The sequence below is a fragment of the Caulobacter sp. GW821-FHT10C03 genome (assembly GCF_059415485.1).
Genome location: NZ_JBWKNI010000026.1, coordinates 61,468 through 75,252, shown reverse-complemented (window position 1 = coordinate 75,252; position 13,785 = coordinate 61,468). Strand labels below are relative to the sequence as shown.

General features: G+C 71.8%; 7 protein-coding genes. 6 read left to right on the top strand and 1 reads right to left on the bottom strand.

The window, feature by feature from the left end; genetic code table 11:
- Window positions 1-422: 422 nt before the first annotated feature.
- Window positions 423-3,659 (bottom strand): autotransporter domain-containing protein, encoded by a 3,237-nt coding sequence (locus tag AC07NG_RS23350; protein WP_494596672.1) that lies wholly within the window; start codon window positions 3,657-3,659, stop codon window positions 423-425.
- A 240-nt stretch (window positions 3,660-3,899) separates the two neighbouring features.
- Here AC07NG_RS23350 and AC07NG_RS23345 point away from each other — a divergent pair, with 240 nt between their 5' ends.
- The 6 genes from AC07NG_RS23345 (at window position 3,900) to AC07NG_RS23320 (ending at window position 13,733) form a co-directional block, all read left to right on the top strand.
- Window positions 3,900-4,124 carry a hypothetical protein gene (locus AC07NG_RS23345; protein WP_110133049.1) on the top strand — a complete coding sequence of 75 codons (225 nt, stop codon included), beginning with the start codon at window positions 3,900-3,902 and terminating at the stop codon, window positions 4,122-4,124.
- Between the two features lie 143 nt (window positions 4,125-4,267).
- On the top strand, window positions 4,268-7,147 hold the full coding sequence (locus AC07NG_RS23340; protein WP_494596670.1) for a M16 family metallopeptidase: 2,880 nt from the start codon (window positions 4,268-4,270) through the stop codon (window positions 7,145-7,147).
- 39 nt (window positions 7,148-7,186) lie between these two features.
- The gene (locus AC07NG_RS23335) at window positions 7,187-9,364 is read left to right on the top strand and encodes a porin family protein (protein WP_494596668.1); all 2,178 of its coding nucleotides are present in this window, start codon (window positions 7,187-7,189) and stop codon (window positions 9,362-9,364) included.
- A gap of 168 nt (window positions 9,365-9,532) precedes the next feature.
- Window positions 9,533-11,215, top strand: a complete 1,683-nt coding sequence (locus tag AC07NG_RS23330) for an MFS transporter (protein WP_492856408.1) — start codon at window positions 9,533-9,535, stop codon at window positions 11,213-11,215.
- Window positions 11,212-12,348 carry an HlyD family secretion protein gene (locus AC07NG_RS23325; protein ID WP_494596666.1) on the top strand — a complete coding sequence of 379 codons (1,137 nt, stop codon included), beginning with the start codon at window positions 11,212-11,214 and terminating at the stop codon, window positions 12,346-12,348. Before AC07NG_RS23330 ends, AC07NG_RS23325 begins: the two co-directional genes overlap by 4 nt.
- On the top strand, window positions 12,348-13,733 hold the full coding sequence (locus AC07NG_RS23320; protein ID WP_494596664.1) for an efflux transporter outer membrane subunit: 1,386 nt from the start codon (window positions 12,348-12,350) through the stop codon (window positions 13,731-13,733). The genes AC07NG_RS23325 and AC07NG_RS23320 overlap by 1 nt, the downstream gene beginning before the upstream one ends.
- The last annotated feature ends 52 nt before the right edge of the window (window positions 13,734-13,785 follow it).

Genomic DNA, 13,785 nt, shown 5'->3' with positions numbered 1-13,785 from the left:
GACCGAGGGGAAAACCTCAGTCGCGTATCTGGTTTGCATAGTTTCTTGACGAGTTCCCATCACACAATGACCAAGCCATAAAGCTCAGCCACCGTATAAATGGTGTCTTCAAGAGACCGCATTCGTCAGCGTCTATTGCGTCATCCCGAAGGATGACCGCCAGAGCGCCGCCGCCTGCGTTTCTCTTTCCAAATCAACAATGTCAAAGACCTGGGCCGGAGCCCTAGACCGCCTCGGAAGTCCCGGGAGCGGCCCCCGCCGGTGCGTTGCGCTGCGGCGGAGGCGGCTATCTAGACTACCCTACGGAGATGTCAAACAGGTTTTTCACGTAACGTTGGTTTAAATGCATTCTGCCTCGGGAACATCGCCCCCCAGGCCTTCTCGAACCCGGCGCGGGCGTCCCTGAAACCCAGGAACGGCCCCTAGAACATCGCCCGCCCGCTGAAGCTCAGCTTGTAGGCCTTCTGGTGGCGCGTGGCCTCCACCCCGCCCTTGACCGCGAAATAGGACAGGGCCGAGCCCGCCTTGACCCCGAAGTCGAGCGTCAGCGCGCCCTGGCGGTTGTCGATCGAACTGATCGTGAAGCTGGAGCCCCCGCCGGTGAAGGCCGCCACCGTCTCGCCGATGTCGCCCGCCACGGTCTGGCGATAGCCGACCCGCACCTCCGGCTCGAACCACACCCCGTCGGCGTTCTCGTAGCGCTTGCCGTAGGCCACGCCGAGATTGGCCGACAGGTTGCTGAACGAGCGCGCCTGGATGACCTGGTCGAAGCCGTCGCCGCCGCCGTACTGCTCCTGCTTGCTCTCGTAGAGATAGGTGTAGTCCATCCGCGCCTCGGGCCGCAGATAGGCCTTGCCGAAGTCCTGGCGGTAGGCGACGCCGCCGAAGGCGTAGCCGGTCAGGCCGTACCAGGCCGAGCGGTTCTTGAGGTAGACGTCGGCCTCGCCGTCGCTGTCGACGTCCTCGGAGATGAACACCCTCCGGCCCTTGAAGCGGCCGCCGCCGCCTCCCCCGCCGAGATTGAACCGCCAGCCGCCGACCGAGCGACGCCAGTAGACGCCGGTCTGGCCGAACATGCCGCTGTTCTGCTCGCCCACCTTGGCGGCGGTGTCCTTGGACTGCAGGTTGACCAGCGACAGCGTGACGCCCAGCGCCCCGCCCGCGTCGCCCATGGCCTCGTAACCGGCCACGAAGCCCACTGCATAGGTGTCCGAGCCCAGGGTGTCGCCGTCGTCGATGCGCACCAGGGCGTTGACCTCCTGCACCCAGACGCTGTCGGGACCATAGCGGTCGCCGGCGTCGGGCCGGTCGGCCGTGGCCTCGCCGATCTGCTGGTTGATCGAGGTCAGGGCGCGGAACGCCCCTACCCCGGTGTCGGGCAGCATCTGGTTGTAGAGATTGTAGAATCCGTCGCGCGTGTACTGCACGAGGAAGGCGTCGGCGATGCTCGAATCCGCCCCCAGGGCGCCGAACACCGCGTCATAGGCCGAGGCCTGGCCGCTGCTCATCCCCGCCTCCGCGGCGGTGCGGCGGCGCACGTCCAGATAGACGCTGTTATCCTCGGCATAGGCGCTGGCGACATAGAGATAGGGCGCCTGCGAGACGCTGCTGGCCAGGGTTCCCGCCGTCAGGGTGTCGGCGGTCAGCACCGTATAGGTGGTCGGCTCGGTCAGCAGGCTGGTCAGGCGCACGCCGATCGTCGCGCCGCTGGCGATCGTCGCCGTGCCCACCGTGAACGAGGTGTTCTCCCCGGTCGTCGGGTTGGCGGTGATGTAGAGCTCGGACTCCGAGCCCAGGTTCAGGCTCTTGACCGCGATGGTGTCGGTGTTGGTCACCGTCAGGCGGCCGTCGCCGATGGTCAGCGAGCCCAGGCCGTCCGGGTCGATCAGGTCGCCATAGGCGGTGGCCCCGCCGTCGATGTTGAGGACGTCGTCGCCCTCGCCGAACGACATCGCCCCGATCAGGTAGCCGGCGTAGATGTTGAGGGTGTCGTCGCCCGAGCCGAACAGCACGTCGCCGTAGATGTAGGGCGTGATCGTTGTCGCCGTGCTCGTCGTCAGGGTCACCGAGGTGGTGCCGGCCACCGAGCCGCTGTTCGAGGTGGCGGCCGTCTGGGTCAGGGTCACGCCCGTGGTGTTGGCCGTCAGGTCGAAGGCGATGGCCGAGCCGGTGGCCGTGGTCGTCACCGTGTCGCCCGCCGTGGTCACGGTCGGGGCTACCACCGCGGCGTAGATGTGGCCGCTGTTGGTGATCGAGGTCAGGGTGCCCGACTCGTCGAGCACCGCCACCGCGTCGCCGCTCTCGCCGGTGCGGGTCACCGCGATCGTGCCGGTGTTGTTGAGGCTGCTGAGCGTCGCGCCGGAATCGATGACCAGGCCGTAGGCCGTCGCCGTCGTGCCGGACTCCGCATAGGAATAGGAACTGGCGCTGATCGTGCCGCGATTGAACAGCGTGTCGACGTCGGCCCCGGACTTCAGGTGGATCGCCGTCGAGTCGGCTTCATAGGACGAGGCCGAGATCGAGCCGTCCAGGCGGATGCCGCCGGTCAGGGTGGTGGTGTAGCCGGCGTCGCCGCCGATCTGCAGGGCCGTGGACGTCACCCCGTCATAGACGCCCGCCGCCGAGATCGAGCCCTTGATGATCAGGGCGTAGGCGTCGGCGTCCGTGCCGACCGCCCCGATGGTGACGTCCTGGGTGTCCGAGCCGATCAGCAGGGCCGGCGCCTCGCCCTGCACCGAGATCGACCCCGTGCCGGTCGAGGAATAGCTGGTGGTCACCGTGGTGGTCGTGGTGCCGTCGACGGTGACGGTGCTGTCCGAGCCGGTCAGGATGATGCCGCCGGCCACGTCGGCCGAGACCACCACGGCCGAGCCGCCCTGCAGCAGGTTGTCGGCGTAGGAGGTGATCTTGGCCAGGGTCGAGGTCGCGCTGGCGCGGCTGGTGTAGCGATAGCCGGTGGCGTTGACGCTGCCCTCGATCGACAGCGCGCCCGAGACGGCGGAATCCACCGACAGGCCGACCGAGTTCTCGCCCTGCACGCTGATCGAGCCCGACTGGGTGACGTTGCCCGTCACCCCGCCCGCGATCTTGATGCCGGTGCTGTCGTCGCCGACGATCGAGATCGAGCCGCTGTTGATCAGGTTCCCGATCAGCGGGGATTCCAGCAGGATCCCGTAGGAGTCGTTGCCCTCGATGGTGATCGTGCCGCTGTTGGTGACGTCGCCGGTGAAGGCGTCCGTTCCCTTCAGATAGATGCCGTACCGGCCCGAGCCTTCGGCGAAGGCGCCGTGGACGATGCTGGAGGTCGTGGTGGCCGAATAGTCCTCGGTCAGCGAGATCGTGCCGTCATTGGTCACCGTGCCGGTGTTGCCGCCCAGCACGAGGATGCCGATGGAGTCGGAGACGTCCTCCGAGCTCAGCGTGCCGTTGTTGGTGACGGTGTTGCTGCTGTCGAGCGTGACGATCGCGCCCGAGGTCGACAGGGTGATGGCGCCGGCGGTCGTGATCTTGACGTCGTCGGCCGTGCCGTCGCTGGCCGTCGAGGTGGCGACGGGCGTCGTTCGGGAGTCGCTGGTGATCGTCTTCTCGGCGTGCGCCACGGGGCCGATCGCAAGCAGTGGCGCGGTCGCCACGGTCGCGATCAAGGTCAGTCTCTTCATGACGCGTCTCCTGTATGAGCGCGTCGATAGGGACCGTGTGCAGCGAGACGATGGCCCCGGATTTGCGGCGAAGCTACGATAACCGCGTTCTCTGCAAGGATCGGCCGATCCCTGCAAGACTTGGTCATGAGCACGCCATCTCGAGGGGTTTTCTTGCAGTGCTCGCGCCCCCGGAGCCCCCTCCCCCACTCCCGCCGGCGGCGCCCCAGTCCGCAAGCTGGCGACGATGGAGAGCGTTTGATGTCGACCCGACTGGCCCTGAAGTGCGAGGCCTGCGGCGGCCCCGCCGTGCTGACCCTCAAGCAGGACGTGCTCGACCTGCTCAGCAGCAAGGTCTCCGTGAACAAGCCCTGCCCGGCCTGCGGCGGCGCCCTCAGTTCGCCCGGCGGCTACTACCGCAAGAACGCCGAGGGCGTGCTGGTCCGCCTGGCCGGCTACAGCCCGCCGTCCGCCGCGATCAACTGAGGCGGCCGGAAAGCTCCGCGACCGCCGTTCCGACCCGCTTCTTGACTTCCTGCGAGGGAAACCGCGACAAGTGACACAACTGTAAATTGCCTATGGGCGCTCGGGCGCCTATGCGTAGGCGGTCAGCTTCGGAGTATTCGAGAATGATCCGCCCCGCCGCCGTGTCCGCCTTCGCGGCCCTGGCCGTCGCCACCACCGCCCTGACCCCGATTTCCGCCGCCCAGGCCGCCTCGCCCGCTGAGCCTGCCGCCGCTTCAGCGCCGAAAGCGTCGATCGCCGTGCCGCCGATCGTCTATCGCGAGCGTACCCTGGCCAACGGCCTGAAGGTCTACGCCTCGCGCGACGTGACCACGCCCAACGTCACGGTCCAGGTCTGGTACGGCGTCGGCAGCAAGGACGATCCGATCGGCCGCTCGGGCTTCGCGCACCTCTTCGAACACCTGATGTTCAAGTCGACGCGCAACATGCCCAACGAGATGCTCGACCGCCTGACCGAGGACGTGGGCGGCTTCAACAACGCCTCCACCGCCGACGACTTCACCAACTATTTCGAGGTCGTGCCGGCCAACCACCTGCAGCGCCTGCTGTGGGCCGAGGCCGACCGCCTGGGCTCGCTGGTCATCGACGAGGCGGTGTTCAAGTCCGAGCGCGACGTGGTCAAGGAAGAGCTGCGCCAGCGCGTGCTGGCCAATCCCTACGGCCGCTTCTTCATCAACATCCCGCGCGCCTCCTATTCCGCGCACCCCTACCAGCGCCCGGGCATCGGCTCGATCGAGGAGCTGGACGCGGCCACGGTGGACGACGTGCGCGCCTTCCACGCCGCCTATTACCGGCCCGACAACGCCGCGCTGATCGTGGTCGGCAATTTCGACGACGCGCAGCTCGACGCCTGGATCGACCAGTATTTCGGCCCGCTGAAGACCCCGGCCGCGCCGATCAAGGCGGTCACCGCGGTCGAGCCGCCGCGCGCCGGTCCCAAGACCGTCACCACCTACGGCCCCAACGTGCCGCTGCCCGCGGTGGCGATCACCTGGCTGGCCCCGCCGGCCGCCGATCCGGACGTGCCGGCCCTGGCCGTGCTCGACGCCATCCTGTCGGCCGGCAAGTCCTCGCGGCTCTACGACGCCCTGGTCTACGACCAGAAGATCGCCCAATCGACCTTCTCGGCCGCGCCCGACAGCGCCCAGCAGGGCCTGTTCTACGTCGGCGCGATCATGGCCGGCGGCAAGACCGCCCAGCAGGGCGAGGCCTCGCTGCTGGCCCAGGTCGCCCGCCTGCGCGACGCCCCGCCCACCGCCGCCGAACTGGCCGAGGCCAAGGCCGGCCTGCTGGCCGGCGCCGTGCGCGAGCGCGAGACCATCGACGGCCGGGCCTCGGCGCTCGGCTACGCCCTGCGCACCGAAGGCGACGCCGGCCGCGCCAACACCGACCTTTCCGCCCTGCAGGCAGTGACCGCCGCCGACGTCCAGCGGGTGGCGAAGAAGTATCTCGCCGCCGACCGCCGCACCGTCATCCGCTACCTGCCGGAAAGCGCCAAGCCGAAGGGCGAGGCCGATCCCTTCCCCGCCCCGCCCAAGGTGGCCTCGGTCGGCTATGACGGCCCGGTCACCACCCTGGCCCCCGAGGCCGAGCGGATCGCTCCGCCCGCCCCTGGCCAGCCGGTCTCGCCGGTCCTGCCGACGCCCGTCGAGAAGGTGCTGGCCAATGGCCTGCGGGTCATCGTCGCCAAGTCCAGCGACCTGCCGCTGGTCACCGCCGACCTCACCGTCAAGGGCGGCTCCAGCGCCGATCCCAAGGGCCTCGCCGGCGTCTCGGCCCTGACCGCCGAGCTGCTGACCGAAGGCGCCGGCGCCCGCACGGCGACGCAGATCGCCCAGGCCACCGAGGCCCTGGGCGCCGACCTCTCGGCCGGCTCGGGCTGGGAAAGCTCGTCCCTGACCCTCAGCGTCATCTCCGACAAGGCCGCCGAGGGCCTGGCGATCATGGCCGACGTCGCCGAGAAGCCGGCCTTCAAGGCCGAGGAGCTCGACCGCGTGCGGGCCGAGGCGCTGGACGGCCTGTCGGTGACCTATCAGCGTCCCGGCGGCGTGGCGGGCTTCGCCGTCGCCCCGGTGATCTACGCCGGCTCGGCCTATGGCCACGTGGCCGGCGGCACGCCGGGCTCGCTGCCGAAGATCACCCGCGAAGCCCTGGTGCGCACCCACGCCGCCTACTGGCGTCCCGACAACGCGGTGCTGGTGCTGACCGGCGACCTGACGCCCGAGCAGGGCTTCGCCCTGGCCGAGAAAGCCTTCGGCGGCTGGGCCAAGCCGGCCGGTCCGCCGCCGACGCCCGCCCCCGGCCCGACGGGCTATACGCCGCGCGAGGTGGTCATCGACCTGCCGGGCACGGGCCAGGCGGCCGTGGTCGTGGCCAAGCCGGCCATCCTGCGCTCGGATCCCCGCTACTATGCCGGCCTCGTGGCCAACGGCGTGCTGGGCGGCGGCTATTCGGCCCGCCTGAACCAGGAGATCCGCATCAAGCGCGGCCTCTCCTACGGCGCCGGCTCCAGCCTGACCCCGCGCGCGGCCTCGGGCGGCTTCTCGGCCACGGTGCAGACCAAGAACGAGTCCGCCGGCCAGGTGGTCGAGCTGATCAAGGGCGAACTGACCCGCCTGGGGACCGAGCCGGCCTCGCCGGCCGAGCTGCAGGCCCGCAAGTCGGTGCTGATCGGCGACTTCGGCCGCGATCTGGGCACCTCCGGTGGCCTGGCCGACATCCTCGGAAGCCTGGCCGTCTACGGCGTGCCGCTGAACGAGATCCAGGCCTATACCGACAAGGTCTCGGCGGTCAGCGCCGGCGACGTCCAGGCCTTCTCGAAGGCCGAGCTCGACCCGGCCAAGGCCAGCGTCATCGTCGTCGGCGACGCCAAGGCCATGGGCGAGGCGATCAGGACCGCCGCGCCCAAGGCGCTCGCCATCCCGATCGACAAGCTCAATCTCGACAGCCCGACCCTGACCCAGCCCCCTGCCAAGGGCAAGTAACCGTGAGCGCCACGTCGCCAGCAGCCGGACGCTAGGCCGATGCTGTGGCTGCTGTGCGTCCTCGCAGACCCCGCCGTCTCGGCCCAGGCTCAGGCCCAGGCCGAGGCGGCGCGGCCGCAAGCGACCGACGAGGCGCCGGTCGCGCTGGACGGCGTCGAGGTCACCGCCCGCCGGGGCGCGGCCCTGATGCCGCCCGAGTACGAGCTGGGCCCCGACCAGATCGACGCCATGGCCCTCGACGACATCAGCCAGGTCGTAAACGAGGTGAACAAGCGCTTCGGCGGCGGCCCGGCGCCGGTGATCATCGTCAACGGCCAGCGGGTGTCGGACGCCGACGCCTTCACCGGCTTTCCGCCCGACGCCCTGGTGCGGGTCGAGGTGCTGCCGCCCTCGGCCGCCACGGCCTACGGCGTCGGCGGCGATCCCACCCGCCGGGTGGTCAACATCGTGCTGCAGAAGTCGTTCGCCGCCCGCGACGGCCTGGCCAGCGCCGCGGGACCGACCGCCGGCGGAACCGTCAGCCTGTCGGGCGACCTGCGCCGCTCGCGCATCCAGGACCTCAACACCAGCCGCATCGGCCTGCGGGTCTCGACCGACACCGCCCTGCGCGCTGGCGAGCGGCCGGACTATCTGGAAAGCCACCCCGACAGCGCCGAGGCCACCCTGCGCCCGGAGTCGCGACGGGTCGGCGTCGACATGGCCCGCACGGGCGGCGTCGGCCAATGGCGCGGCTCGGTGCGCGCCATGCTCCAGGCCAGCGAAAGCAGCTTCACCTCCGACACCGGCGGGGCGCCCGTGGTGAGCCGCAGCGAAAGCCGCAGCGCCAACCTCACCGGCGGGCTGGGCGGCCAGGCGGCGGGCTGGCAGGTGCGCTCCACCCTGACCGGCCTGCTCTCGCGCACCCAGTCCTCAGGCCTCAACGACGCGACGACCGACAACCGCTCGGCCAATCTCATCCTGGGGGCCAACCGCACGCTGCTGACCCTGCCGACCGGGCCGATGATGACCGACCTCTCCGGCCGCGCCACGGTCTCGCGCTCGCAAACGCAGGGGCAGGCCCTGAACCGCTCGGTTTCCAGCAGCGGCCAGGACCTGGACGCCTCGCTGTCGGTTCCGCTGCTGAGCTCGGCCCTGGCGCAGGACTGGCGCGGCCCCAAGCTCGGCGACATCACCCTGCGGCTGTCGGCCGGCCTGCGCCGCGCCGACGCCGGCCGCGGCGACAACCTGGGCGCCAATCTCTTCTGGACGCCGATCCGCAAGCTGAATCTCTCCACCGCGTGGTCGCGGGCCACCGATGTCCCCACCGAGGACCAACGCTTCGCCCCGGCCCTCTACGGCAGCCCGACGGTGGTGTTCGACTTCCGCACCGGCCAGTCGGTGGAGATCACGCCCCTGACCGGCGGCAATCCCGACCTGCGGGCGGCCAGGCGCGACTCCGTGACGGTCGCGGCGTCGGCCGGCCCCTACACCCGCTGGTCCCTGAACGGCGGGGTGAACTACCAGCGCGGCGAGGCGACCGACGGCATCGGCTCGCTGCCCACGCCCACCGCCGACGTCGAGGCCGCCTTCCCCGAGCGCTTCCAACGCGACGCCGACGGCCGGCTGACCAGCATCGACCAGCGGCCGATCAACATCGCCTCGTCGACCTCCAGTTCGCTGACCTCGAACTTCAACTTCACCATTCCGCTCGGCGATCCGAAGCTCGCGGGCGGCGGCGGCGGCACGGTGCAGGTCTCCCTGAACCACACGGTTCGGCTCGAGGACGCCACGGTGATCCGCGCCGGCCTGCCCAGCATGGACCGCCTGGCCGGCGACGGCGGCGGCCTGTCGCGCCAGGACTTCGGCCTCAGCGTCAGCGCCCGCCGCGGCCCGTGGAGCCTCAACGCCGGCGGCGCCTGGCGCAGCGCCTACCGCATCCGCAACCAGAGCGGCCAGGACGGCGACGGCGACCTGAAGGTGGACGCCTTCGGCACGGTGAACGTCCGGCTCGCCTATCTCGTCAACCGCAAGGTCGCCCCGCCCCCGGCCGGCGACAGCCCCCTCGCCGCCGCCGCGCGCCGCAACCGCGGCTTCACCCTCGCGCTCGACGTCGACAACCTGCTCGACGCCCGCCCCCGCGCCCGCCTGGGCGACGGTCGCCCCGCCCCCGGCTACGGCCGCGACGACCGCGACCCGCTCGGCCGCATGGTCCGGATCGGGCTGGCCAGCCGGTTCTAGGGTCCGAACCCACTGTGCCGCATTTGACCGACCGCGCGAGGCGGCCCACAGTCGCGTCGCTGGACAGGACATGAGGGCGCGATGACGTCGTTTCCGTTTCCGATCGCTTCGCCAGCGCCGCGCGCGCGCCGCCTGACCGTGTCGCCCTCCGCCTGACGGGGCCGCGCGATGCCCCAGCACGGCGAGCAGATCGGACCGGTCCCGGACTGGCTGCCGCACGAGCGGCCGCTGATGCCCGGCTCGCCGTCTACGCCCGCCTTCCCGACCCACTTCCGCATCATCCACGGGCTGATCAGCCTGCTGATCGGGATCACCGGCTCGCTCGGCACGGCGCTGGTCTCGGTCAACCTGCCGGCCATCCAGGGCTCGCTGGGCCTCAGCCCGGTCCAGGGGGCCTGGCTGACCACCATCTACGTGATGACCAACATCTCGATGAACCTGCTGCTGGTGAAGTACCGCCAGCAGTTCGGCATCCGCCGGTTCGCCCTGGTGTTCCTGACGCTCTACACCGTCACCGCCTTCGCCCACCTGCTGCTCGACAACTTCGCCATGGCCCTGCTGCTGCGGGCGATCAGCGGGGTGGGCGCGGCGGCGCTCACGGCCCTGGCCATGTTCTACATGCTGCAGGCCTTTCCGGCCTCGTTCCGGATGGGCGCGCTGGTGCTGGGCGTCGGCGTCTCGCAGCTGGGCGCGCCGCTGGCCCGGCTGATCTCCACCGGCCTGCTCGACGCCGCCTACTGGCACGGGCTCTATGCGCTCGAAGCGTGCCTGGCCGCCGCGTGCCTGGCCGCCGTCACCCTGTTCCGTCTGCCCCAGGGTGTGCGCATCCACGTCTTCGAGGGCATGGACATCCTCACCTTCGGCCTGCTGGGCGGAGGCCTTGGCCTGCTGGTCGCGGTGCTGGGCCTGGGCCGCATCGTCTGGTGGTTCGAAGCCCCCTGGCTGGGCTGGTGCCTGGCCGCCGCCGTCATCCTGCTGGTCGCCGGCGCCCTGGTCGAGCACGGCCGCACCCACCCGCTGATCGACACCCGCTGGGTGGCCACCGGCGCCTTCCTGCGCTTCTGCCTGAACGTCGCCCTGGTGCGGGTCATCCTGTCCGAGCAGAGCGTCGGGGCCGCCGGTCTGATGCAGGCCCTGGGCCTGGCCCAGGAGCAGCAGCGCCTGCTCTACGGCGTGGTGCTGGCGGCCACGGCGGCCGGCATCGTCACCAGCGCCATGACCCTAAACCAGAAGACCCTGGCGCCGCAGTTCCTGGGCTCGATCCTGCTGATCGCCATGGGCTCGTTCCTCGACGCCCAGGCCACCGTCCAGACCGCGCCGGCCAACCTCTTCGTCAGCCAGGCCCTGCTGGCCTTCGCCGCGGCCATGTTCCTGGGCCCGTCCTTCATGTTCGGCATCGGCCAGCTGCTGACCCGGGGGCTGGGCTCGATCATCACCTTCTCGGTGATGTTCGGCGTGGCCCAGAACCTCGGCGGCCTGTTCGGCGCGTCGATGCTGGGCACGCTGCAGACCGTCCGCGCCCAGTCGCACGCCGTGGGCCTGGCCGAGCGCCTGACCGGAACCGACCCCACCGTCGCCGCCACCCTGCAGGCCTATGCCGGGGTCTACGCCCCCACCCAGGCCGACCCGGCCTTCCGCGCCGCCGACGCCAGCGCCCTGCTGACCCAGCAACTGACCCAGCAGGCCAACGTCCTGGCCTTCAACGACGTCTTCCTGGTGGTCGGCCTCATCGCCCTGCTGCAGTTCGCCTACGCCGGCTTTTTGTTCTTCCTCCTGGCCCGACGCATGGCGGCCTCGCCGCCCGCGCCGGCGCCGGCCGCCCCGTCCGCCCCCGCCCGAGAGACCGCATGACCGACGCGCCCTCGCCGCCGCCCCCTTCCCAGTCCGCGCCCCAGCCGGAGGACCGCGCCGCCGCGGCCGCCCCGCCGCCGGCCCGGCCCAAGCCGCCCAGCGCCCGGGCCATCGTGCTGACGGCCCTGGTCACCCTCGTCGTCGTGCTGCTGATCCTGTTCCTGTGGAAGCTGCCGCCCTTCGCCGGCTCGGTGCAGCGCACCGACAACGCCTATGTCCGCGGCCAGGTGACCACCATCGCCCCCCAGCTCAGCGGCTACGTGGTCAAGGTCATGGCCCAGGACTTCCAGACCGTGCGCGCCGGCCAGCCGCTGTTCGAGGTCGACCAGCGGATCTACGCCCAGCGCCTCGACCAGGCCCGCGCCACTCTGGCCGCCCGCGAGGCGGATCTGGCCAACTCCGTCCAGGCCCGCGCCTCGCGCGAAGCCACGGTCCTCAGCCGCGCCGCCGACATCCGCTCGGCCCAGGCCCAGGTCGAGCGGGCCCGCGCTGACATGGCCCGCGTCGCCGACCTGGCCACCGACGGCTCGGTGTCGCTGCGCGAGCGCGACCAGGCCCGGGCGGCCCTGCGCGCCGCCGAGGCGACGCTCGCTTCCGCCCAGGCCGGTCACGAGATCGCCCGCCAGGACGTCCGCTCGGTCGGCGTCTCGCGCCAGGGCCTGGAAGCCGCCGTCGCCGCCGCCCGCGCCGCCCTGCGCCTGGCCGAGATCGACATGGCCAACACCATCGTCGCCGCCCCCACCGACGGCCAGCTGGGCCAGGTCGGGGTGCGGCGCGGCCAGTACGTCACCGCCGGCAGCCAGCTGGTGGCCCTGGTGCCGCCGCAGCGCTGGGTGATCGCCAACTTCAAGGAGCGCCAGTCGGGCCGCATGCGGCCGGGCCAGACCGCCGCCGTCACCGTCGACGCCCTGGGCGACCAGCGCTTCACCGGCCGGGTCGAGCAGGTCTCGCCGGCCACCGGCTCGGAGTTCAGCATCCTTCCGGCCCAGAACGCGACCGGCAACTTCACCAAGATCGCCCAGCGCCTGCCGGTGCGGATCGTGCTCGACGCCGGCCAGCCGGACCTGGCCCGCCTGCGCCCCGGCATGTCGGTCGAGGCCGAGGTCGACGTCGCCACGAAAGGCCGCCGCTGATGGCGCGCCGCCTTCTCCTCGCGGGTCTGTCTCTGGCCGGCCTGCTGGCCGCCTGCGCGACGCCCGGTCCGAAGACTGCGCCGCCGCCTGAAGCGGGCCTCGCCCCGCCCGCCGGCTGGCGCGCCCCCGCCGAGACCAGCGCCGATGCGATCGCCGCCGACTGGTGGAAGGGCTTCGGCGACCCGCGCCTGTCCGACCTGGTCGCCGCCGCCCTGGCCCGCAACGCAGACCTGGGCGCGGCCGAAGCCCGGGTGCGCGAAGCCGAGGCCCAGAGCCGCCTGGCCCACGCCGCCCTGCTGCCCTCGCTCAACCTGACGGCCGGCGCGCAGAAGGAGCGCACCTTCAACGCCTTCGGCGTCGCGACCACCAGCACCGCCGTCCAGTCCGAGCTCCAGATCGCCTACGAGGTCGACCTGTGGGGCCGCATCCGGGCCAGCGACGCCGCCGGCCGCGCCAGCCTGCAGGCCAGCCGCGACGCCCGCGACGCCGCCCGCCTGTCGGTGGCCGCCGCCGTCGCCCGCTCCTATGTCGCCCTCGTGTCGCTGGACGCCCAGCTGGCCACCGCCCGCGCCACCCTGACCTCGCGCCAGGAAGCCGCCGCCCGCGCCCGCCGCCGGGCCAGCGAGGGCGTCACCTCCGACCTCGAACTGCGCCAGGCGCAAGGCGAGCTGGAGTCGGCCGTCCAGCGCATCCCGGCCCTGGAGCTGGCCGTCCGCCGGCAGGAGAACGCCCTGACCCTGCTGGTCGGCGACGTCCCCGGCGCGGTGACGCGCGGCGGCCTCGACACCCTGGCCATCCCGCAGCCCGCCGCGCCCCTGCCCTCGGCCCTGCTGGCCCGCCGGCCCGACATCGCCCAGGCCGAGGCGACCCTGGCCGCCGCCGACGCCAGCCTGGCCGCCGCCCGCGCCGCCTTCCTGCCCCAGGTGCGGCTGTCGGCGGCCGGCGGCGGACTGCATGTCGAGCCCCTCGACTCGATCGCCATCTGGAGCCTGGGGGCCAGCGTCCTGGCGCCGATCTTCGACGGCGGCCGCCTGCGGGCCCAGTCCGACGCGGCCACGGCTCGTCGCGACCAGGCCGCCTTCGCCTATCGCAAGGCCGCCCTCACCGCCTTCGGCGAGGTCGAGAGCGCCCTGGAGGGGACCGGCCGCCTGGCCGAGCAGGAAGAGGCCGCCGTGCGCCAGCGCGCCGCCGCCGCCTCGGCCCTCGACCACGCCCGCCGTCGCTACCGGGCCGGCTATGTGTCCTACCTGGAAGAGCTGGACGCCCAGCGCAGCCTGCTGGCCGTCGACCTCGGCCTCGCCCAGGTGCGCGAAGCCCGGCTGCAGAACGCCATCGCCCTCTATCAGGCCCTGGGCGGCGGCTGGGCGGTTGGCGAGGGGCGGTAGGGGCGAACTCCGCCATCCTTCACCGAGCATCCCCGCGCAGGCGGGGAAGGAC